Genomic DNA, 22,555 nt, shown 5'->3' on the forward strand with positions numbered 1-22,555 from the left:
CGGCATGTATTAATTGCTATGCGGTACACGGTAAATCACACCGTCTTTGATATCATGGACAGACAATAGTTAAAAATGCCACTTTGAAAGTGGCATTTTTTGCACGTTTTCGTTGATGGAGTGAAATTCTATGTGCCAACGTTGCCCTTGGTTAGACACCAGTAAGCCCGATTATGTTGAATACCACGACAAAGAGTGGGGCGTGCCCGTCTATGATGACCAAACCTTGTTTGAGTTTCTTATCCTTGAATCGGCACAAGCCGGATTGAGTTGGTACACCATTCTAAGAAGAAGAGAAGGCTACCGATCGGCTTTTGCCAGTTTTGATGTGCAGCAAGTGGCTCAGTTTACAGAGCAAGACCAATTAAGGCTGCAAAATGATGCGGGCATTATTCGCAATAAATTAAAAATTGCCGCCACCATCAACAACGCGCAGCGGTTTATCGCGGTGCAGCAAGAGTTTGGCAGTTTTAGCCAATACCTATGGGACTTTGTTGATCACAAAGTACAGGTGGGCAGTTGGCAGAGTTTGGAACAGTACCCAACCACATCATCGGTTTCTGATGCATTGAGTAAAGATCTAAAAAAGCGTGGCTTTAAATTTATCGGCACGACCATTATGTACGCCTACTTACAGGCAACGGGTTTGATTAATGATCACAGTCAAGACTGTTATCGCCGCCAACAGTTACTCGACGATTACCAACGGCAGGGAATTGAGTTCCAGTTGGTTAACGCACAATAAATGCAAGCTAGGCGAATTGAGTGATTAAAGGGTTATCGAATAGTATTGGTAACCGAGCCAATATCATCAATCGATACTGACACAACATCACCCGATTTGAGAGCACGTGTTCTGCCCGGTGTCCCTGTAAAAATAAGATCGCCGGGTCGCAGTTCAATATATTGACTCGCATGAACAATAATGTCGCTCACACCATGGATCATGTTAGCAACGGTCTCTTGCTGCATAATTTGTCCGTTAAGGGTCGTTGTGACAACCTGCTTGTCGATGGTTATTGCGGTTTGAATCCAATCGGATACCGGACCAAAGCCTTTCGCTCCTTTCGCTCGCCACCACTGCAAATCTTGCCCTTGCCAACTTCGTTCGGTCAAATCGTTACCCGCAAGATAGCCAAAGACACATTGCAATGCCTCGGCCTCGCTTACCTGATAGCATTGACGCCCAATGACTACGACCAACTCTCCTTCAAAATGAACATTGGTTGCACCTTTAGGGCGTGTTAAATCGCCACTCAATACCACTGAGTCATAGGACTTAAAAAAGATTTCTGGTTTACGAGCGCCGGAATCACCTGCATGGCTGCGATAGTTGAGCCCAACCGCATACACACTGCCTTTTTCGATCGGTGGCAGTTTTGCAACCTGATCAGCGTTAACGGTTTGCACAGTTTGATAAGACTCAAAAGGCGCGTTGGAAAGTAATTGATATTGATTGGGGTTGCTGTCAGACACTTTAAGCCAATAGGCTTTGCCTTGATATTCTCCATAACCAAATTGTGCTGCTGAGAGGGTGAAGGGTAACAAAACTAATGCAAACCATGCTTTCATGGTGAATTTCCTTATTCGATGTAAAATAGACTGCAATGAGAATAGCTAAAGTATAGTAAAGCGTGGAAATGATGGAAAAATTTGCCAATATATATGCGAGAGCCGCCCATCGAAAAGGTGGCGAAGCGAGTTTAGAGTCACTGCTGTCACATCCTTTATCGAAGCAAGAACTCGCGCAAATTCCAGATGATAGATGGCTGGCCGCGTTTACAATGAAAGTATTCCAAAGTGGCATGAGTTGGAAAGTAGTACGTAACAAATGGCCCAATTTTGAACAACTGTTTTTTCAATTCAAAGTCGAGCCGCTATTAATGCTCTCTGAGCCGCAATGGGAAATGAAAGGCAGCGATCCCAAGATCATTCGTCACATGACCAAGGTGAAATCGATTCAAACCAATGCGTCGATGATTTTCAATGCACGGCGTGAATATGGTTCTTTTGCCAAGATGGTGGCGCAATGGCAAGCAGAGTCGATCACTGAACTTTGGGAGTATCTGCGTAAGCATGGAGCAAGACTGGGTGGCAATACCGGTCCTTACGCATTAAGACAATTGGGGGTGGATACGTTTATCTTATCTCAAGATGTGGAAGCGTATCTGCGTAACACCCATATTATTGATTCTGGTCGTAATACTAAGCGAGCGCTAAAAGCCGCCAACTCGGCATTTGTCGCGTGGCAACGCGAGTCAGGTCGGAGTTTATCCGAGATCAGCCAGATTATTGCCTACAGTTTTGGTGAAAATCGGGTCTGAGTCGAGTACTAGTACTAATAATTGGCTTAATAAGTCGTCAGTACTACACAATGCGGTAAAATTTACTTACAATTGAAGTCATCTGGTTGAGTTTGCGCCTGAAAAAGACGCGAGCGGTTTTTCACAGTTACAAGGACTTAAGTTGTGGTAAATGATAAGAACAGAGGCTTTACGCTGATAGAGATGATCGTCGTGATCACTATTTTAGGTATTCTGGCCGTGATCGCTGCTCCGAGATTTTTAAATTACTCCAGCGATGCACGAGCATCAGCGGTGGAAGGTTTAAAAGGCGCATTGGTCTCAGGTGCGTCGTTGGTACATGCTAAATCTGTCATTCAAGATGTGGATAGCGGCACGGATTATGTCGATTTCAATGATGATGGCGTTGACGATATCAATGTAAGAAGTGGTTATCCTCGTGTCGCTGCAAGTTGCAATAATTTTGTTGCCGAGCTTTCGGTTTGGCTTAATATGACGATTGATGCTTCATGCGAGCAAAATGCCGATGCGGAATGGTACGGTGTCACGGAACAGAACATGTTCCACTTTATGCCTCAGGGTTATACGGCAACTTCGCAAAACTGCTACGTCACCTATACCACAGCCTCGAAAAATGAAGGTAATGGTTGGGAAGATACCGACAGTGCAGAGATTGTCATGGACACCAGCGGTTGTTAATAGCAGAGGATGTTAATGGCAGAGGATGTTAATGCAAGTGAATAGTAATACCAGCGCACGTACTGACGAATCCCCAAAAATTAGACAAGCATGGCGAGTTGTGATCTTATGTAATCGCCAAAAAACAAAGAAACAACTCATAATGCCATGCTTATATCCAAATTTTGCCACAAAATCCTTGCCAGATCTTTAAAGAACTTCAATCAAGCTAGAGTCAAGACATTGCTAGACTGCAGTAATGCTCTTATCAGAGGAAACGAACTAAGTCTAACGACCATCGGTCGCAACATAGAGGGTCCTTCTGCTATAAAGCACAAAATCAAGCGAACAGATCGTTTCTTAGGTAATACTAAACTTCAAAGTGAATTACTCCCACTATACAAAGCACTTTCATCGTTTACGCTCAACGCCATGCCTTTTATTGTGATTGCTGTCGACTGGAGTGGTTGCTGTAATCGTGATTTTTGGTTATTGAGAGCCAGTTTACTTGTCGATGGGCGTGCTATCCCTATTTTTAATACTGTGGTTACTGCCGAGGAACAAGAAAAAGAATACGTGCATAACCAATTCTTAGATTCTTTGTTCACGATTTTACCAAAGGGTAAGCCTGTTTACATTGTTACGGACGGTGGATTTAAAACACCATGGTTTAGCAAAGTCGCTTCACTGGGGTGGTTTTTTCTTGGCAGAGTAAGGGGACGTATTCACGGTCAGGTAAAGAACGGAACTTGGAAATCAGTGCCTGAACTCAACATGAATGCATCTAGCCGCCCTCATGGATTAGGGTTTGGTAAATTAGGTAAAACCTCTAAAACACAGGTCGAATGTTTTTTCCATTTGTTCAAAGCCAAAAGTAAACATCGTCACAATAAGAAAAGAAGAAAAAGCCAAATCTACCCCGATGCTGAAAGAACTTATAAATCGATAGCGAATGAGCCCTGGTTGCTTGTCACCAATGACGCGAATTTATCGCCCCAAAAAGCGGTTATTTACTACAGCAAAAGAATGCAAATAGAGCAAAACTTCCGTGACGACAAAAGCCAGAGATATGGCTTTTCATGGCATCACAGTAAAACGCTTGGAGCAAAAAGGATTGCAGTATTATGTCTTATAGCTTGTGTAGCCACCTTAGTTCTTTGGCTGGTAGGGTTTGAATCTGAGCGACAAAAATAAACACTATAGATACCAAGCTAACTCATTAAAAAATAAAAGAGTGTTGTCTTTTTTGACCTTAGCTAAAAACGTGCTAAAAGACACACCATTGAGGGTTGTGATTAAACTTTTCAGGTATGGAGTGGAAAGCTTGTCTAAATGCTACTGTCAAATAATAAGCCAACCACTCAAATAAATGGGGATCCCTCAGAGCGCACGTACGTAAGTATCAGTGAATTCTCGAAAAAATCCCCACAAACTTGTGGGGATTTTTTCACAGCGCTCGCTTAGCGAACTCAATTAGGATGGATTTGCGCTACGGAGTTAAGATGACTCGGGTGTCATCGCTCAGGGCTTCAAGGTCGTTCGCAACATCTTCAATTTGTAGCGCTTCTGGCAGCTTCAGCGCCATATTTGCGGTAAACAGGCTAGAACTCACGCCACCACCGCCAGCAACGAAAACTCGTTGGCAGTCCATATCGAGAATATGGATATCTTGACCATCAAGCAGGTGGGTGATCTCTTTCACGATACCTGCACGGTCATTCGAATCGAAACGTAGCTTGAAGATAGTATCAACGTTGTGTTTATGGGCATCAGTATCAGTAAACTGTACGACGATGGATTCAACGGCTCTAAAGGCGTCTTGTACCGCTTGTTTGTTCTCTTCAGGTAACTCTACTTTGATGATCGCCGACACATGCTCTTCAACAAAATTCACCTTACTGACCAACCATTTACCATCATTATCATGAGTCACAGTTGCGAGGTTCCTGATGGTGTTTGGGGTTGCTTGACCAACTAAGTTGGCAATAAAAGTACAGTTGCTCATACGATGCCCTCCACAGGTCTCAAATTGATACTGTCTTGTACGTGCTCTCATTCTACGTAAGCAAGCAGTGTGCTAGGTTAACCGACGACATATTGAGGAAAGATAAGTTGTTGATTAACTAAGTTCAGTCTAGCCCTAAACCGAACGTAGTGCATGATGAACTTCAATGTTTTGTTGCAAACAAAATGGCTTAAGATGGAAATGCTAACCACTGCACATATTTCGCCAAGAAGCAGGGCTAACTGTTAATTTTGTTAGAAAAGTGAATAAGATAGCCTCCCAGTAACGGGAGGCTATGAGGCATTATTGAATCAGACCAAATGCTCTTGGAAGCGCAAGACTGATAGATGGAATGAAGGTGATTGCCAATAGCGTCACGATTAGCAAGGCGCAGAACGGTATTACCGATTTGATCACATCTTCTATTTTGGCGTTACTGACACTACAACCGACAAACAGCGCGGTTCCCACCGGAGGGGTGGCAATACCGATACAGAGGTTGAAAATGATCATCATGGCAAAGTGAATAGGGTGCATACCTAATTGTTCAGCAATAGGCATAAAGATAGGCGTAAAGATCAACACCGCGGGTGTTAAATCCATAAACATCCCAACGACCAATAAGATCAGGTTCATCAAGATAAAGATGATGATAGGGTTATCTGAAATTGACATCATCCATTCACTGATGAGACTTGGTAACCCGGTAAACGCCATCGCCCAAGACATGATGGTTGAAGCGCCAATAAGAAACAGCATGATGCCCGTGATCTCAGCGGTTTCAACTAGAATGGTTCGCATCGTGCTCCAGGTTAAACTGCGATAACAGAGCGACAATCCAAAGGCATACAACACCGCAATACATGCCCCTTCAGTCGCCGTAAATACTCCCCCAATAATACCGCCAATGACGACAATAATCAGACCTAAGCTGGGTATCGCACTAAGGGTGATTCTAAACGCCTGCGATGGCGTGACTTTTTGGTCGGAATTACGATAGCCACGCTTCTTAGCAATAAAATAGGCTAACACCATACAGGTTAAACCCATCAATATTCCCGGCACGTAGCCAGCGATAAATAGGGCAGCAATCGAGGTACCGCCACTCACTACGGAGAAAACAATCAAAGAGTTACTTGGTGGAATCAATAAACCAGCAGGACAAGAAGCGACGTTCACCGCGGTGGAGAACGATTTATCATACCCTTCTTTTTCTAACTCTGGCTCTAGGGTTTTACCAACGGCAGCCGCCGCAGCCACAGCCGAGCCAGAAACGGAACCAAACAGCATGTTGGCGATCACGTTTACGTGGCACAAACTGCCGGGCATTCTGCCAACCAGTATCTTGGCAAAGTCCACGAGCCGTGAAGCAATGCCACCTCGGTTCATAATATTACCCGCCAAGATAAAGAACGGTATGGCGAGCAAACTAAAACTATCAATACCGGTTATGATCTTTTGACCGGCCGTCATGAAAGCGACCTCGATAGGCATGATGGTACACATGATGACCAATGAAGACATGGCAATCGCGATAGCGATGGGCACACTAAAGGCAATTAAAACCAAAAATAGGCAAAGTAGCCAAAATCCGACGGAGATATCCATATTAACCTCGACTTGGTGCGGGCTTGGTGAAGATTTCTAAAGTGTTAAGGATGATATAGATGGTCATCAGAACACCAGAGATAGGCAAAATAAGATAGACATAGGACATAGGAAGTTGCAAAGCAGGAGAAAGCTGAGTGGTGGTTCTACCAATCAGTTGCAAACCGCCCTTAACCATAGCGACGTTGATAAAAGAGATAGAGACAAGGTTAATCACAAGGTAACAATATTTCTGAAAAGCGGGTTTTACCGCTCCAACAAATAATGTAATGGCAAGGTGACCATTTTTACCGAATAAATAACTGGCTCCAGAAAGACCGAACCAAATCATTAAATATCTCGCCAATTCGTCAGTCCAAGAACTCGGGTCATTTAATACATATCGGCTAAAAACTTGCCATGTAACTGTAATAACCAAACTAACAATAGCGAAACCGCAAAAGCAGAGCACAAATTTATCAATTAACTGCTTAAAAATATGAATGTTTTTATACATAATTCTTTTGTTCCAAATTAAAAGTGCGCCAAATCACTTTGGCGCACCGACATCAATCAAAGCTTGTTAATTTCATCGATGTAATAGCCGAGAACAGGATCAGCTTTTGCGTCTGCAATCATAGGAGCCACTTTTTCGCGGAACTTGCTCTTATCAACTTCGATAAATTCAACGCCATTTTGCTTGGCTTTTTTCATGTTCATGTTGTCGATTTCAGCCCAGATTTTGATCTCTTCTTCCATCGACTCAAGCGCCGCTTCTTTAACCAGTTTTTGTTGGTCGGCAGACAGACCATTCCATGTGGTTTCAGAAATCATAATCAGATCCGGAGTAATCATATGCTGGTCCATCGCATAGAACTTAGCGACTTCCATATGCTTCATTTCAACTAGGCTGGAAATGTTGTTTTCCGCGGCATCAATAACACCTTGTTGTAGCGCGGTATACACTTCTGTAAACGGTACTGGAGTGGCTTTAGCACCAAGCAAACGAACCATTTCAATCATAGTTGGTGACTCTGGAACGCGAATCTTCAAGCCAGCGAGATCGTCTGGTGAATTAATCGGCTTAGAGCTGTAGAAACTGCGCGAACCTGAATCATAAAAAGTTAAGCCAAGGAAACCTTTGCCGGCACTGGACTTAAGCATCTTTTCAGCGGCATCACTGCGAATAAAGTCATGCATGTGTTCAGCGCTGCGGAATAGAAACGGAATCGACACGGCTTTGAAGGTCGGTTCAAAAGACTCCGCAAGAGAGCCGTTGATTTTTGCCATATCAATAGCGCCAGTGACCACTTGCTCAGCTTGGTCACGCTCCGAGCCCAACATACCATTGGCAAAAATCTTGACCTTCAATTCGCCTTTAGACTTCTCTTCGACTTTTTCAGCAAAGATTACCATACCTTTGTGCGCAGCACTTTCTAGGTTCATTGCATGACCGAGGGTCAAGGTTTTTGCATTGGCGCCCAACGCAAATAAAATGGATGCAGCCGCCAAGGTTAAAGTTGTCTTTTTCATGTTGTTTCACTCCAGGATGAGTTAGTCGTTATATTTACAAATGACTCAATGGATAAGTCGCTTGCTATAAACTTAGCTAATTACTTTTTTACTTGTCGTACAATAAAACAAACGTGAAACTGTGATGGGTTGCGGCGTAAATAAAAATAACGGGGGTATTTATGTGAGGTGACGCAATTTCACTAATAATGCAAAAGCGAAACGACCACTAATTACCTTTTTGTAAATAACGGCTCAGGTCAATAATATAATTTTTCGATCTAGGTTCAGGCTGTTATCAGTCATTGGTACTAGAGTGATTTGTTGATAAATAAGTCGTTGGTTTATTATTACTTTTTGTTGTAATGATGGATTTGTATATAACGAAGTTGTTATTTCTGCGATTCAGTTTAATTTTTATTAAGATGTGAATCGTTCAAATTAAATTAGCTGGAAATGACTAATGATTACTTTGTTAGTCTACGCCTTTAGGTGTGCATTATTCGTCATACATTTATTTGCCTCAACAAAGCATATTGTGATCGCTCAATCGGTTTTGTCCATCAATTGGGTGCAACAACTTCCGTCCGTTACAAGGTCGAGAATTGGCCGTTTAAGGTACTCAATGGCAAGATAACGGTTGTTATTTGGTAACGTCATGGCATCCTTTAGCAAATGGGTTAATAAATAGGATTTACCGATGCCAAAGATAGCGATGTTAAGTACCGGCGAAGAGGTGTTGTATGGAGATATTGTCGATACCAATGCTGCTTGGTTAAGCCGAACATTTTATGAACATGGCTTTTCTATGACCAAACGCGCCACCGTGGGCGATCAGAGGGATTCTCTGCTACAAGAGATTGTGATGTTGAGCCTTAATCTTGATATTGTCATCGTTAACGGTGGTCTCGGTCCAACCTCGGATGATCTGTCAACAGAAGTCGCGGCAGAAGCTGCGGGTGAGTCTTTGATATTGCATGAGTCTTGGCTTGAGGTTCTCAAAACCTTCTTTGCTAAGCGTGGTAAACCGATGCCAGAGAGCAATATTAAGCAGGCGATGTTGCCGGAGAGCGCCATTTTGGTCGATAACCCGATTGGCACCGCTTGTGGTTTTAAGATGATGATCAATGATTGCTTGTTCTATTTTACGCCTGGCGTACCGAGCGAGTTTAAAAAAATGGCAATGGAACAGATCATTCCTGACTTAAAACAACTGTTTCCACAACAGCAAGGTAAACAATGCCGTCGAGTATTTACCTTTGGGTTATCAGAGTCTGGGATTTCAGACACGCTCGCAACTCTGGCACTGCCTCCAGAGTATGAGTTAGGTTATCGCTCTTATCTGCCTTTTATTGAGGTGAAATTATTTGGTCCTATGGCGGATGATGAGCGCGGGCAACGCTTGTTAGCGATGATATCAAAACTTTTGAGCCATAATGTGGTGAGTATCGAACAGCCTATGCTAGAGCGTATAGGCTTTTTGATTGAGCAGCAGAAACCAACCTTAGCCATTGCCGAGCATGTGACTAAGGGCTACCTCTCTTCTTGGTTGCAGGATGATGCGCGTATCGAGCAGCAGTGTGGAGCGACTTGGGTTTTGGGTGAGCAGACTCACTCGCCAGTGGACCGAGAAGAAGAGCAATTAGGCGCAACCTTGGCGCTAGCGGGCGCGACACGAACTAACTGCAACACAGACATCGCCATCGCCACAGGTAAGCTCGAACAATCCACTTTTTCGTTGGCCATCTCGACGCCGCGAGGGGAGTGGGGACAGACGTTAACTCTACAGCGTGACTATGATAGTAAAAACACTAAGCATGTGATTAGTGTCGTGGCAGCAGACATGTTACGTCGTTATCTAGCGGGTTTGCCGATGTTTGTCGAATATGGATTTTTTGCACGTAAAGACCAAATATTTTTGCCTTCGGATACCTTAACTCATAACGCCTAAATTTGGGCTGTGTTCTGTTTATAATTATCCAATGTCCCATCATAGTTGGGACATTTTTAGTCATATAATTATTGGTTATAAGCGCTAAGTTGTTGAATTTATGCGGATAAGAAAAATATCTCATAATTAACAGTGGTCGTTTTTCCATCCTTGTTTAAACTTGAGGTTCAACCTGATTAGCAGTGTGCAGGAGGATAAACATGATTCCACAAACAAGAATAAGAGTGTTTTATCAGGTCGCAAATGAGCAGATCATGCTAGGTGAGACGCTAAGCGAGAAGTACAGTGATGTTGTTTCAATGTGGCTAAAAGCGCCCAATGAAGAGGTGAGAACCGAGGAGGGCTTTCGTATCGCCCTCTATGATGACGGCGGGCGTCATGTCGCCGACAAAACGGTCTCTATGGGTACTGCAGATTCTATTCTCGCAGCAATGTAGCCAATAAGTTTTCACGGTTGATCCGGCACCATGCGCAAGCTTGGTGCCGGATTTTTTTATGTGTGGACGATCTCAATCATAAGCAACAAGGAATTAGAATGACTACAGAGGTAATCCAGGTGTGGCTTTTGATTTACGTACCGTCTTGCGAATTTTCACGATGAGAAAACTGAATACAGCGATGGTCAATGTGATCACTGGTGCCGCCATCAGTCCCATCGTAATGACTTTATTGATCTTTTCTGGCAACAGAGGCAGCAGCAGCCCTAATCCACACAACAGCAGAGTCCAAAGAATAGCACTCAGCCAAGCGAAATATTGAAACTTGGCGACTTTGTTGACACGAAAACCCATCATTAGTGGCAGCAGCGAGCGAACCACCGGAATAAAGCGGGCACAAAACAGTGCAATAAGACCATGCTTGCCGAGTAAGGTGTCAACTTGAGCCATGCGTTTTGCTGGTACGGCATCAACCCATCGCTTAACTGGACCTAATCGATTGAGCCATTTACCTTGTAGGTACGCAGCCCAACTCCCCAGTGCTGCACTGACTACGATCACTAACATAATCGCGACAGGGTCAAGCACGCCAACGGCAGCCAGTGTGCCGGACAGTACCACGATACTGTCACACGGAAACGGCGCGGCTGGAATAAAGCCACTTTCTAAAAATATAAGGGTGGCAACAACAAAATAAATAAGCCCGGCACTTCCTGGCGCCATCAATGAAGTAAAGTCTTGGTGCCATAAGGCCAGCAAAACTTGAATAATCGAATCAAACATGAAAACTCCTAACGGTTTATGCAAGTTACTAACTAGTGCAATCTACTGACTAGTGCGATTTACTAACTAATTGCGATGCAGCGGCTAATGCAATTCACTGGTTAACGTTCTTTACGGGTTAACGCTTTTTATGGGATAGCGTTATTTACTTATTAACGCTTATTACTTATTGACGCATCTTACTGGTTAACTTAATGCAGCGGCGTTACGCGCGGGTTAGGTCTATTTGGCATGCATGAATCGATAGAGTAGGTTCGACGGTTCGCCATTAGAAGGGCGACGGTGTGAGTAAGGAAAAATCAGATAATGGTAACAAGCAACGAGTTGTTCGAATGCCTGCTTGGTAAACTTGAACTGGGCAATAGCGTCATACTTTAGCCGCCCTGGGTTCTCAAGCCACGGTTTACTTTTGTTTGGCGGATTAATGCGCAGGGAATTGCGACTGAGTAGACTCGCTCTCGGTTTATGACTCAGAATAATTGAGTCTTGCTGGACGCTTTGAGCCTCAGTGAACAGCGGGCTTAGTTGAATGCCATGGTGTAAATTTGCTGGCAACTGTGCCTGACTCGATACACAAGCCATCAAAGCACTTAAAAAGACCAAAACACCAACGAAGTAAGCGCGCACAACCGACACCTAATATTTAACGATGTGCTGTTTTAACTCTAAGCGGAAAATTTTGCAATTTAAATTATCATATGACAAAAAAATAGCGCAATTTTCAATTTTAACCATAGGTTTGAATCATAGCTAAGCCATTGTCTCTAAGACGATTTACTGACAATGGCTCTATGCGGATCGACCTTTGAGTCCACTTTTGGTGGTCACTGGAGGGTCTATGCTCACTAGGTCTATGCTAACTAAGTTAATGTTAACTAAATCCATGCTCATTAGGTTAACGCTAACTCGGCCAGTGCCAACTTGGCGTAGTCAGTAAATCTTGCCCTTGAATAAGGGTCTGCCCAAATTGTTTGTCGAGTTGGATACAGTGACATTCTCCGTGATATTGCAACTCACTGATCAGAGTATCGGAGTGAGAAACCACCCAGACCTGGGTGGATTGCGATGCTTTGATGATAAGTTTGGCTAAAGCAGGCAGTAAATCGGGATGCAGACTGGTCTCAGGCTCATTGATGACCATAAGAGACGGCGGGCGAGGGGTTAATAGCGCCGCGACCCATAATAAAAACCGGAGTGTACCATCAGAAAGCTCTTTACCCGTTAAAGGACGCAATAGTCCATGTTGCTGGAATAGCAGACTAAACAAGCCATCTTCAGAGACTTTAATCGCGATGTTTGCGCCGGGAAAGGCTTGGTCAATGGCTTCATTTAATCCGGCTTCGTCGCCGATTTCGATAATGGTTTGCAGAGCGGCGGCTAAATCCGAACCATCGTGACTCATTACAGTGGTACGAGTACCCAGTTGCGGTTGCCTCGCTGGTGCATCGACATCAGTACGAAAGTGGTCGTAAAAGCGCCAGTTCTTAACATATTCACGCATCGCCAGCACTTCGGGCGCTTTACTGGGGTCGGCGACTTGAGTGAACATACTTTCATACATGGGCACATGTTGATTGACGACCTGCCACTTGCGACCTTCACGCACTTTGACCATGGCATCCTTACGTTCGACCAACGCAGAAGCGGGTCGGTAGTGGTTGCCCTGCCAAATGGATTCGCGTTTGATTTCGGGATCTAGGTTAAATGCGCTGGGATAGGGAACGGGCGGCGTGATCCCCAATGCCACCGAGTAACCAAAATCGTCACTGGCAAAACCGAGTTTAAGACGTTTATTGCCAATCTTTTGATTGCCTTGAATGTCGACATCGCCACGACGCATCGCGTTGGTGATCGCTTTAGGTCCTGCCCAATAGGTCGACTCCAATCCGCCTTCTTTCGCCAATGCACTGATAACCCCACCGCTGGCGGTTTCCGCTAATAAGCGTAGTGCCTTATAGATATTGGATTTGCCGCTGCCGTTACCGCCCGTGACGAGATTGAGTCGCTCAAGCGGCATGACGATCTCTTGCAGTGAACGATAATTGGAGATAGCGAGTGTTTTCAGCATAGACAATCCTTTGAAGTGAAATGATGACGATAAAAACAATGATAACGAGATAACAGCATGAAAACGAGACAAAAAAAGAGCCGCATTGGCTATGCGACTCTTCAATCTATACAACTCTTCAATTTATGCTGTCTGGTCTATTCAATCAAGCGCGCTTCTTTTCTTGAAACACCGCATTGCCGATGGCAACGTCTGTTTTTGCCTTACAAATGCATGGCAAAATTTCATCAGCTTGAGTGTAAGCCATGGCAAAACCAACGTATTCCACTTCGCCAGAGACTAAAGTACAGCGACAGGCACCGCAGTGACCGTCGCGACAGTTGTACTCTGGTGTCAAACCCGCTTGTTCCATCGTTTCTAATAGCGTGTTCGATGGATTCGATTCGATGGTAGTCATACTGTTGATAGTAATTTTTGCCATTACAGCTCAAAGTCCTCAAAATCGTCTGCACTGACTTCGTTGTCGATCTGACCAACAAGGTAAGAGCTGATTTCCGCTTCTTGTGGAGCGACCTGAACGTTGTCAGACGATAACCATGCGTTAATCCATGGAATCGGGTTAGAGGTCGCCTCTGGGTAAGCGGCATCAAGACCGACCGCTTTCATACGCACGTTAGTGATGTATTCGACGTATTGGCAAAGAATATCTTTGTTGAGACCAATCATAGAACCATCTTTAAACAGGTATTCAGCCCACTCTTTTTCTTGCTCAGCGGCTTCTTTGAATAGGTCGAAACACTGCTGTTTGCACTCTTCGGCGATCTGCATAAACGAGAAATCGTCTTGACCGTTGCGCAGCAGGTTAATCATATGCTGAGTTCCCGTGAGGTGTAGTGCTTCATCACGTGCAATCAGCTTAATGATTTTTGCGTTACCTTCCATCAACTCACGCTCTGCGAACGCGAATGAGCAAGCAAAGCTGACGTAGAAACGGATCGCTTCGAGCGCGTTGACGGACATCAGGCAGACGTAAAGCTGTTTCTTCAACTCATGCAGGCTAACGTTGACCTCTTCACCATTTGCCGTGTGCGTCCCTTCACCAAATCGGTGGTAGTCATTGGTCATTTTGATCAGATCATCATAATAGTGAGCAATGTCTTTTGCGCGCTTTAGGATGTGCTCGTTGTCAACGATGTCGTCAAATACCACGCCCGGATCATTGACGATGTTACGGATGATATGAGTGTATGAACGTGAGTGGATGGTTTCAGAGAATGACCACGTCTCAATCCATGTCTCTAATTCGGGCAGTGAAACCAAAGGTAATAGAGCAACGTTTGGACTACGACCTTGAATCGAATCAAGCAGAGTTTGATACTTTAGGTTACTGATAAAAATATGCTTTTCATGATCGGGCAACTTGTTGTAGTCGATACGGTCGCTCGACACATCCACCTCTTCTGGACGCCAGAAGAAGCTCAGTTGCTTTTCAATCAGCTTTTCAAAAATCTCAAATTTCTGTTGGTCGTATCGAGCCACGTTTACCGGTTGACCAAGAAACATCGGCTCTTTTAGCTGGTCGTTTTTTGTTTGGGTAAAAATACTGTATGCCATGGTGCTGCAATCCTTATGTGCTCCCGCGTTAAGCGGGAGCCTTAAATCTGTCTATAAACTGTCTATTGATGAGATTAAATCTTACAACCGCCGCCTGCGCAATCATCGTCTTGTGCTTCGACCGCTTTGTCGCCTTGATCGTCTTTCGCGCCATCACGAGTGTTGTGATAATACAGTGTCTTGACACCGTACTTATACGCAGTCAGAAGATCTTGAAGCAGTTTCTTCATTGGCACTTTGCCGCTTTCGTACAGACTTGGATCATAGTTAGTGTTGGCTGAAATCGCTTGGTCTACAAACTTTTGCATAATACCAACAAGATGCAGATAACCGTCATTGCCGCCGATGTTCCATAAAAGCTCATAGTTCTCTTTTAGGTTGGTGAAGTCAGGCACCACCTGTTTCAAGATACCGTCTTTTGACGCTTTCACTGATACATAACCACGAGGTGGCTCGATACCGTTAGTCGCGTTCGAGATCTGTGACGATGTCTCTGACGGCATAAGCGCAGTCAGTGTGGAGTTACGCAGACCGTATTCCATGATGTCGCTGCGCAGTTCATCCCAGTCGTAATGCAGGGGTTCATCGCAGACCAGATCAACATCGTTTTTATACGTGTCGATAGGTAGCAAACCTTTAGCATAGTTGGTTTCGTGGAAAGAAGGGCAGCGACCCTGTTCTTTCGCCAGTTCAACCGAGGCTCTTAGTAAGTGGTATTGAATCGCTTCAAAGGTACGGTGTGTCAGATTGTTGGCTGAGCCGTCTGAATACTTCACGCCATTCTTCGCAAGGTAGTAAGCATAGTTGATAACGCCCACGCCAAGAGTACGACGATTCATGGTTGACTTGTACGCCGCAGGTAGCGGGTAGTCTTGATAGTCAAGCAATGCATCTAGGGCACGAACCACCAACTGAGACAGCTCTGCTAGGTCGTCTAACTCGTTAATTGCACCAAGGTTAAACGCGGATAGCGTACAAAGTGCAATCTCACCTTCATCGTCTTCTACGTTGCTTAATGGCTTAGTTGGCAGCGCGATTTCAAGACATAGGTTAGATTGACGAACCGGTGCCACCTCAGAATCAAATGGGCTGTGTGTATTACAGTGGTCCACGTTCTGGATATAGATACGACCTGTTGAAGCGCGCTCTTGCATTAATAGCGAGAACAGTTCAACCGCTTTAACGGCTTGCTTCTTGATTGATGGATCGTTTTCATATTTCACATACAGACGTTCAAACTTATCTTGGTCTTCGAAGAAGGCATCGTACAGACCCGGAACGTCAGAGGGAGAAAATAGGGTAATGTTGCCACCTTTAACAAGGCGTGAATACATCAGTTTGTTGAGTTGAACCCCGTAGTCCATATGACGAACACGGTTTTCTTCCACACCACGGTTATTCTTCAGTACCAATAGGGATTGCACTTCGCCATGCCACATTGGATAGAATACCGTCGCAGCGCCACCACGTACGCCACCTTGTGAACAGCATTTTACTGCCGTTTGGAAGTATTTGTAGAACGGGATACAACCAGTATGGAAAGCCTCGCCGCCACGGATCTCTGAACCCAATGAACGGATACGACCGGCATTGATACCGATACCTGCACGTTGCGATACATAGCGCACGATAGAGCTTGCGGTCGCATTGATAGAATCAAGGCTATCGCCACACTCAATCAGTACACAAGAACTGAACTGACGTGTTGGCGTACGAACACCAGACATAATCGGGGTTGGTAGTGAAATCTTAAATGTCGATGTTGCATCATAGAAACGCTTAACATAGTCAAGGCGACTCTCTTTCGGGTACTTAGCAAATAAGCATGCCGCGACTAAGATGTAGAGGAACTGAGCACTTTCAAAGATCTGACCGGTGACACGGTTTTGGACAAAGTACTTACCTTCAAGCTGTTTAACTGCAGCGTAAGAGAAGTTGTGATCACGGGTGTGGTCGATATAACGGTCAAGCTCGGCAAATTCAGCTTGAGTGTAATCTTCCAGTAAGTGGCTGTCGTATTTGCCTTGTTCAACCATTTTAGACACGTGGTCGAACAGCGCTGGTGGCTCGTATTGACCGTACGCTTTTTTGCGCAGGTGGAATACAGCAAGTCGTGCCGCTAGGTATTGGTAATCTGGCGCTTCCTCAGAGATAAGATCCGCTGCAGATTTAATGATCGTTTCGTGGATGTCTGAGGTGGTAATACCGTCGTAGAACTGAATGTGAGCCTTAAGTTCAACCTGTGATACAGACACGTTGTCCAGTCCTTCGGCAGCCCATGTGATCACTCGGTGGATTTTTTCTAAATCAATACTTTCTTTGATGCCATTACGTTTAGTAACGGTTAATTGTTGGTTCATTCTAAGGTGTTCCCTAACAAAGCGGAACGAAGCTTCAATTTTGGAAAATTTGTTGAGTCAGATTGAAAACTTCGCATTCCAAATTCTCCTACATCTAGTGCATCCAAACACAACATGTAGGGGTGTGGTTCGATTTGAGTTACAAGATAGTGCTATTTTGGTTTTTTTTTCAAGTGAATGAGCGAGGATGACTTGTGGATAAGTTGGGAAAATAAAAAAATCAGTAAGTATCCACTAACGTAACAGCATATAGCAGACTTGGCTCGTGTTTTCATGAACAATCAATTTGCTTTGATATTAATCAAAGCAAAAAAAAAATCTCTTGATCTTTTGCTAGAATTTACGGTGATGTTGAGTGCTGAAATACGTCGGAAATTTGAGCGCTAAATCATAAAACTTCACTTGAGTTTCTCATCTCGCTATGGCAGTGCCAGCGTTGTCATTGGTCCGATAAAATAGACGTAAAAAAGCCGAAAGATCACAAATGATCTTTCGGCGGATCTTTTTCTTTGTCGGGTCTTTGGTTTAGTCCGGTTTTTGGCTGTGGACGATATAATTCACATCGACACGCGGTCCAAGCTTGTAGCGACCCGTGAGCGGGTTATAGTGCAATCCTGTGATGGCTTGGTCTTGCAGCGGCGTCGCATCAATCATTTTCATCATTTCTGATGGCTTGATGAACTTTTCATACTGATGGGTATTGTCCGGAACAATTTTGAGCAATTTTTCCGCACCGACGATGGCGAACAGGTAAGACTGTATGTTTCGGTTTAAAGTCGAGAAAAACACATGCCCACCTGGCTTCACTAAGCGACTGCATGCCGCGATAACTGAGGCGGGATCGGGAACGTGTTCTAGCATCTCCATACAGGTGACAACGTCATATTTTTCAGGGTTGTCATCGGCATGGCTTTCTACCGTGCTTTGCACATAGTCAAGCTTAACACCAGTTTCCAATGCGTGAAGTCGTGCCACTTCTAAGGGTTCTTTGCCCATATCTAAGCCAGTGACATTGGCGCCTTGTTTCGCCATGCTTTCTGCAAGAATACCACCGCCGCATCCCACGTCGAGAACCGTCTTACCAAACAAGCCATTGGCTCGTTCAAGAACATAATTCAAACGCAGCGGGTTGATTTGATGTAGCGGCTTGAATTCGCCTTCTAAATCCCACCAACGGCTGGCGATATCTTCAAATTTTTTGATTTCTTCTGGGTCAACGTTGTGCTGCATTTCCATAATTCACATAAGATGTTGCGGGTTGTTGTGCGGCAGTATAACCAATTTCAATCGGAGCCTCTATGGGAAAAGTGACCGCTAAACGCGAATAAAAAACACAAAGCATCAAGTTTTTCCATCAAGGTCGATCGAATAAGTTGTTGATTTTTTCGCCGAATATGGAGTGCGCCGTGATCAAATGTGCAAAATGTCAGCAGTTGAAGCGTAACAAAGGTCACAACGTGATAAAAGCATAGGGAAAGAGATGCCGTATTGGCGTTTAATGTGTTATATTTTTTCACCTTATACGTATCGAGAATACGATCAAACTATAGAGGGATATTAGCTCTATGAGCGATCTAGCTAGAGAGATCACGCCTGTAAACATTGAAGATGAGCTGAGAGGCTCATACCTCGACTATGCGATGTCCGTTATCGTCGGTCGAGCACTTCCAGATGTGCGTGATGGCCTAAAGCCTGTACACCGTCGCGTTTTATTCGCGATGAATGTGCTAGGTAATGATTGGAACAAACCATATAAAAAATCTGCCCGTGTAGTGGGCGATGTTATCGGTAAATACCACCCACACGGTGATAGTGCCGTTTATGACACTATAGTGCGTATGGCTCAGCCATTCTCACTGCGCTATATGCTGGTCGATGGTCAAGGTAACTTTGGCTCAATCGATGGCGACTCAGCAGCGGCTATGCGTTACACCGAAGTACGTATGGCTAAAATTGCTCATGAGCTGCTAGCCGATTTAGAGAAAGACACGGTTGACTACGTTCCTAACTATGATGGAACGGAGCAGATCCCAGCAGTACTGCCAACGAAGATCCCGAACCTATTAGTTAACGGTTCATCAGGTATCGCGGTTGGTATGGCGACCAATATTCCACCTCATAACTTGAATGAAGTTATTGATGGTTGCTTGGCTTACATCAACAATGAAGATATTACCATCGATGAGTTGATGGAGTTCATTCCGGGGCCAGACTTCCCAACGGCAGCGCTGATTAGCGGTCGTAAGGGTATCATCGACGCTTATAAAACAGGACGCGGTAAAGTTTACATGCGTTCGAAAGCGGAGATCGAAAGCGATAAAGCGGGTAGAGAGACCATTATTGTTACGGAAATTCCGTACCAAGTGAACAAAGCTCGCCTGATCGAGAAAATTGCTGAACTGGTTAAAGATAAGAAAGTTGAGGGCATCAGCGCTCTTCGCGATGAGTCTGACAAAGACGGTATGCGCATCGTTATTGAATGTAAGCGTGATGCCGTGGGTGAAGTGGTTCTAAACAACCTTTATTCACAGACTCAATTGCAGACGACTTTCGGTATCAACATGGTTGCGCTGAATAACGGACAGCCGCAACTGTTTAACCTGAAAGATATGCTGAAGTGCTTCGTTGACCACCGTCGCGAAGTAGTGACTCGTCGCACCATCTTTGAACTACGCAAAGCTCGTGACCGTGCTCATATTCTTGAAGCACTTTCATTAGCACTGGCTAACATTGATGAAGTGATCGAACTGATCAAGAGTGCGCCAACGCCAGCGGAAGCCAAAGAGGGCTTAATCTCTCGTGGTTGGAAACTGGGCAACGTCGCATCTATGCTAGAGCGCGCAGGTACTGACGCAGCACGTCCTGATTGGTTGGAAGACCAGTATGGCATCCGTGATGGTCTGTACTATCTGACCGAACAGCAAGCGCAAGCGATTCTTGAGCTTCGTCTACACCGTCTAACCGGTCTAGAACACGAGAAGATCCTTGACGAATACAAAGCGCTGCTTGAAGAAATTGCTGAGCTAATGCACATTCTTGCGAGCACTGAGCGTTTGATGGAAGTGATTACCGAAGAGCTTGAGCTTGTTCAAGCGACTTACGGCGATGTGCGTCGCAGTGAAATCACAGCGGCTGTTCACGATATCGATATGGAAGAGCTCATTGCCCGCGAAGACGTGGTTGTGACGCTATCTCATGAAGGTTATGTGAAGTACCAAGTGCTGAGTGATTACGAAGCACAGCGTCGTGGTGGTAAAGGTAAGAGCGCCACTAAGATGAAGGATGAGGACTATATTGACCGCCTATTGGTAGCCAATACTCACGATAACATCCTTTGTTTCTCGACTCGCGGTAAAACTTATCGCTTGAAAGTGTATCAACTACCATTAGCGAGCCGCACTGCGCGTGGTAAGCCTATCGTTAATATTCTGCCACTTGAAGAAGGCGAGCGTATCACTGCGATCCTACCTGTGTCTGAATTTACCGAAGATAAGTTTATCTTTATGGCGACTGGCGACGGTACCGTTAAGAAAACCTCTTTGGCTAGCTTTGCCAACGTTCGTGCCAACGGTCTGATTGCCGTTAACCTACGTGATGACGACCAATTGATCGGTGTCGATATCACTAACGGTGATAACGACATCATGCTGTTCTCTAAGTCAGGTAAAGTGGTTCGCTTTAAAGAAGACCAAGTTCGTGCCATGGGTCGTACAGCAGCGGGTGTTCGCGGTATTAAACTGACTGCCGAAGACCAGGTTGTTTCTCTGATTGTACCTAAGACAGATGGTGACATCTTGACGGCAACAGAGAACGGCTATGGTAAGCGTACCGTTCTTGCAGAATACCCAGCGAAGAGTCGTGCGACTCAAGGTGTAGTCTCGATTAAGGTTTCTGAGCGTAACGGTAGTGTAGTGGGTGCAATCCAAGTAGAAGAAGGCGACGAGATGATGATGATCACCGACGCTGGTACTCTGGTTCGTACGCGTGTTTCTGAAGTTAGCCAAGTCGGTCGTAACACTCAAGGTGTAACGCTAATCCGTACTGCTGAAGACGAAAACGTGGTTGCGCTACAACGTATCGATGAGATTGATGAAATTGAACCAGTTGAAGGTGAGGACGTTGAGGGTGAAGAAACACCAGCAGCAGACGATCAAGCACCAGCAGCGGATGCCGATGATTCAAGCTCAGACGAATAAGACTTCGTCTCTCTAATGACTAGAGAAAAATAGCTTACGAAAAGGTCTGTCACAATGTGACAGACCTTTTTTAATACTTGTTTATGTAAATCTGATGCTTATGCAAGCGGTGTTGCTTGGGTGAATGGTATTGTTTAGTGAATGATACTGCTTAATGAATGACACTACTCTGGTCAATGATTTGCTGCCGCATCCACTGGTGTCCCTGATCTTGGTCGAAATGTTTATGCCATATCAGGAATAGACCACCAGGTTCCAACTTGAGTGGTAGAGGTTTCATCACCAACGTGCCGTTATCGACCAAGTGCTTAACATTTTTATACGGATAACACATCAGTAGGTCGCTGTGCTGACACATTTCTACCGCACTATTCATGTCCGAAACTAAGATCGCTTTATCTAGGGATTTACTTTGCTGATCCAGCAAGTCCATTAATAACCAACGTCCGACCCCTCCGGTGACCACATGAATATGACGATGACTGACAAAAGTGTCTAGGTTCCATGGCTGCTGAAGGGCAGGGTGCTTTGGATGCATTAAGCAGACTGAGTGGTCCCGAAACAGTTCTTGATATTGCAACTCCTTTGGTATGGTCGCGATATGATGTTTAGCGCGACTGTCATATTCAAACATACCGATACCAAAATCCGCTTCCCGCCTGACCAATCGTTCAAGGCTCTGTTCATTCCATGTTTGTGCATTCAGCGTAATAGAAGGCGCTTGTTTCATAGCCGTTATCACGCTTTGGGTATAGATGGCGCTATAGGCGGTTTCCACTAACTCAAAATGAAAACTACGCTGGCTATCATTAGGAATAAACTCGTCTAACTGCGCAAGTTGTTCAACTTGAACTAAAATTTGATGAATCTTAGGGGCTAAAGCCACCGCTTTAGGTGTGGGAAGTAGCCCTTTAGATACACGTTCAAATAAAGGGTCATCAAATAACACCCTTAAACGGGTTAGCTGTTTACTGATCGCCGATTGGGTTAAGTGCATTCGCTTAGCGGCTTGACTGACGCTTCTTTCTTCAAGCAACACATGCAAACAGATAAGGAGGTTCATATCACTGTGCAATAACGATTTGATATCAAGCATGATATTCCATTGGTTCATGTTTAAG

Annotated in this window: 20 protein-coding genes; 7 read left to right on the forward strand and 13 right to left on the reverse strand. The window is 44.7% G+C overall.

The annotated features are described in order from the left end of the window. The first annotated feature begins 130 nt into the window (after window positions 1–130). Entirely contained in the window at window positions 131–745 is a 615-nt protein-coding gene (locus tag L9Q39_RS06190) for a DNA-3-methyladenine glycosylase I (RefSeq protein ID WP_237484231.1), read from the forward strand. A gap of 32 nt (window positions 746–777) precedes the next feature. Here the strand turns inward: L9Q39_RS06190 and L9Q39_RS06195 are convergent, their stop codons facing one another. After that, complete coding sequence (locus L9Q39_RS06195; RefSeq protein WP_237484232.1) at window positions 778–1,572, reverse strand: fumarylacetoacetate hydrolase family protein; 795 nt, start codon at window positions 1,570–1,572, stop codon at window positions 778–780. Between the two features lie 71 nt (window positions 1,573–1,643). Between L9Q39_RS06195 and L9Q39_RS06200 the strand changes: the two genes are divergently transcribed. The 3 genes from L9Q39_RS06200 to L9Q39_RS06210 all read left to right on the forward strand — a co-directional run bounded on the left by L9Q39_RS06200 (window position 1,644) and on the right by L9Q39_RS06210 (window position 4,175). Continuing rightward, window positions 1,644–2,324: a DNA-3-methyladenine glycosylase I gene (locus tag L9Q39_RS06200; protein WP_237485516.1), complete on the forward strand. Its 681-nt coding sequence runs from the start codon at window positions 1,644–1,646 to the stop codon at window positions 2,322–2,324. A gap of 144 nt (window positions 2,325–2,468) precedes the next feature. Further along, window positions 2,469–3,002: a pilus assembly FimT family protein gene (locus L9Q39_RS20650; protein ID WP_290369128.1), complete on the forward strand. Its 534-nt coding sequence runs from the start codon at window positions 2,469–2,471 to the stop codon at window positions 3,000–3,002. 147 nt (window positions 3,003–3,149) lie between these two features. After that, window positions 3,150–4,175, forward strand: coding sequence for an IS4 family transposase (locus L9Q39_RS06210; RefSeq protein ID WP_237484233.1), 1,026 nt, complete (start codon window positions 3,150–3,152; stop codon window positions 4,173–4,175). Between the two features lie 295 nt (window positions 4,176–4,470). Here L9Q39_RS06210 and L9Q39_RS06215 read toward each other — a convergent pair whose 3' ends face one another. The 4 genes from L9Q39_RS06215 to L9Q39_RS06230 form a co-directional block, all read right to left on the reverse strand. Then, window positions 4,471–4,986, reverse strand: a complete 516-nt coding sequence (locus L9Q39_RS06215) for a glycine cleavage system transcriptional repressor (RefSeq protein WP_237484234.1) — start codon at window positions 4,984–4,986, stop codon at window positions 4,471–4,473. Between the two features lie 303 nt (window positions 4,987–5,289). Then, on the reverse strand, window positions 5,290–6,594 hold the full coding sequence (locus L9Q39_RS06220; RefSeq protein WP_237484235.1) for a TRAP transporter large permease: 1,305 nt from the start codon (window positions 6,592–6,594) through the stop codon (window positions 5,290–5,292). A gap of 1 nt (window position 6,595) precedes the next feature. Further along, window positions 6,596–7,090 (reverse strand): TRAP transporter small permease, encoded by a 495-nt coding sequence (locus L9Q39_RS06225; protein WP_237484236.1) that lies wholly within the window; start codon window positions 7,088–7,090, stop codon window positions 6,596–6,598. Between the two features lie 56 nt (window positions 7,091–7,146). Then, the gene (locus L9Q39_RS06230) at window positions 7,147–8,106 is read right to left on the reverse strand and encodes a TRAP transporter substrate-binding protein (protein WP_237484237.1); all 960 of its coding nucleotides are present in this window, start codon (window positions 8,104–8,106) and stop codon (window positions 7,147–7,149) included. A 679-nt stretch (window positions 8,107–8,785) separates the two neighbouring features. On the opposite strand from L9Q39_RS06230, the gene L9Q39_RS06235 reads away from it, so the two are divergent. Beyond that, the gene (locus tag L9Q39_RS06235; protein ID WP_237484238.1) at window positions 8,786–10,036 is read left to right on the forward strand and encodes a CinA family nicotinamide mononucleotide deamidase-related protein; all 1,251 of its coding nucleotides are present in this window, start codon (window positions 8,786–8,788) and stop codon (window positions 10,034–10,036) included. Window positions 10,037–10,236: 200 nt separating this feature from the next. Next, on the forward strand, window positions 10,237–10,473 hold the full coding sequence (locus tag L9Q39_RS06240; protein ID WP_237484239.1) for a hypothetical protein: 237 nt from the start codon (window positions 10,237–10,239) through the stop codon (window positions 10,471–10,473). Window positions 10,474–10,575: 102 nt separating this feature from the next. Here L9Q39_RS06240 and L9Q39_RS06245 read toward each other — a convergent pair whose 3' ends face one another. From L9Q39_RS06245 to ubiG, 7 genes are all read right to left on the reverse strand, one after another. Continuing rightward, window positions 10,576–11,256, reverse strand: coding sequence for a DedA family protein (locus tag L9Q39_RS06245; protein WP_237484240.1), 681 nt, complete (start codon window positions 11,254–11,256; stop codon window positions 10,576–10,578). A gap of 222 nt (window positions 11,257–11,478) precedes the next feature. Further along, window positions 11,479–11,883, reverse strand: coding sequence for a hypothetical protein (locus L9Q39_RS06250; protein ID WP_237484241.1), 405 nt, complete (start codon window positions 11,881–11,883; stop codon window positions 11,479–11,481). Between the two features lie 274 nt (window positions 11,884–12,157). Beyond that, complete coding sequence (locus L9Q39_RS06255) at window positions 12,158–13,324, reverse strand: AAA family ATPase (RefSeq protein WP_237484242.1); 1,167 nt, start codon at window positions 13,322–13,324, stop codon at window positions 12,158–12,160. 145 nt (window positions 13,325–13,469) lie between these two features. Continuing rightward, window positions 13,470–13,745 (reverse strand): class I ribonucleotide reductase maintenance protein YfaE, encoded by a 276-nt coding sequence (yfaE, locus tag L9Q39_RS06260; RefSeq protein WP_237484243.1) that lies wholly within the window; start codon window positions 13,743–13,745, stop codon window positions 13,470–13,472. Then, window positions 13,745–14,878 (reverse strand): class Ia ribonucleoside-diphosphate reductase subunit beta, encoded by a 1,134-nt coding sequence (gene nrdB, locus L9Q39_RS06265; protein ID WP_237484244.1) that lies wholly within the window; start codon window positions 14,876–14,878, stop codon window positions 13,745–13,747. Before nrdB ends, yfaE begins: the two co-directional genes overlap by 1 nt. A 74-nt stretch (window positions 14,879–14,952) precedes the next feature. Then, a complete protein-coding gene (gene nrdA, locus L9Q39_RS06270; protein WP_237484245.1) occupies window positions 14,953–17,238 on the reverse strand; it encodes a class 1a ribonucleoside-diphosphate reductase subunit alpha in 2,286 nt (761 codons plus the stop codon). Between the two features lie 525 nt (window positions 17,239–17,763). Then, the gene (ubiG, locus tag L9Q39_RS06275) at window positions 17,764–18,474 is read right to left on the reverse strand and encodes a bifunctional 2-polyprenyl-6-hydroxyphenol methylase/3-demethylubiquinol 3-O-methyltransferase UbiG (protein WP_237484246.1); all 711 of its coding nucleotides are present in this window, start codon (window positions 18,472–18,474) and stop codon (window positions 17,764–17,766) included. A 329-nt stretch (window positions 18,475–18,803) separates the two neighbouring features. Here ubiG and gyrA point away from each other — a divergent pair, with 329 nt between their 5' ends. Further along, window positions 18,804–21,434, forward strand: coding sequence for a DNA topoisomerase (ATP-hydrolyzing) subunit A (gene gyrA / locus L9Q39_RS06280; protein ID WP_237484247.1), 2,631 nt, complete (start codon window positions 18,804–18,806; stop codon window positions 21,432–21,434). Between the two features lie 151 nt (window positions 21,435–21,585). Here gyrA and L9Q39_RS06285 read toward each other — a convergent pair whose 3' ends face one another. Next, on the reverse strand, window positions 21,586–22,530 hold the full coding sequence (locus L9Q39_RS06285; RefSeq protein ID WP_237484248.1) for a LysR substrate-binding domain-containing protein: 945 nt from the start codon (window positions 22,528–22,530) through the stop codon (window positions 21,586–21,588). Window positions 22,531–22,555 lie beyond the last annotated feature (25 nt).

The organism is Vibrio hippocampi (assembly GCF_921292975.1).
Lineage (GTDB): Bacteria > Pseudomonadota > Gammaproteobacteria > Enterobacterales > Vibrionaceae > Vibrio > Vibrio hippocampi.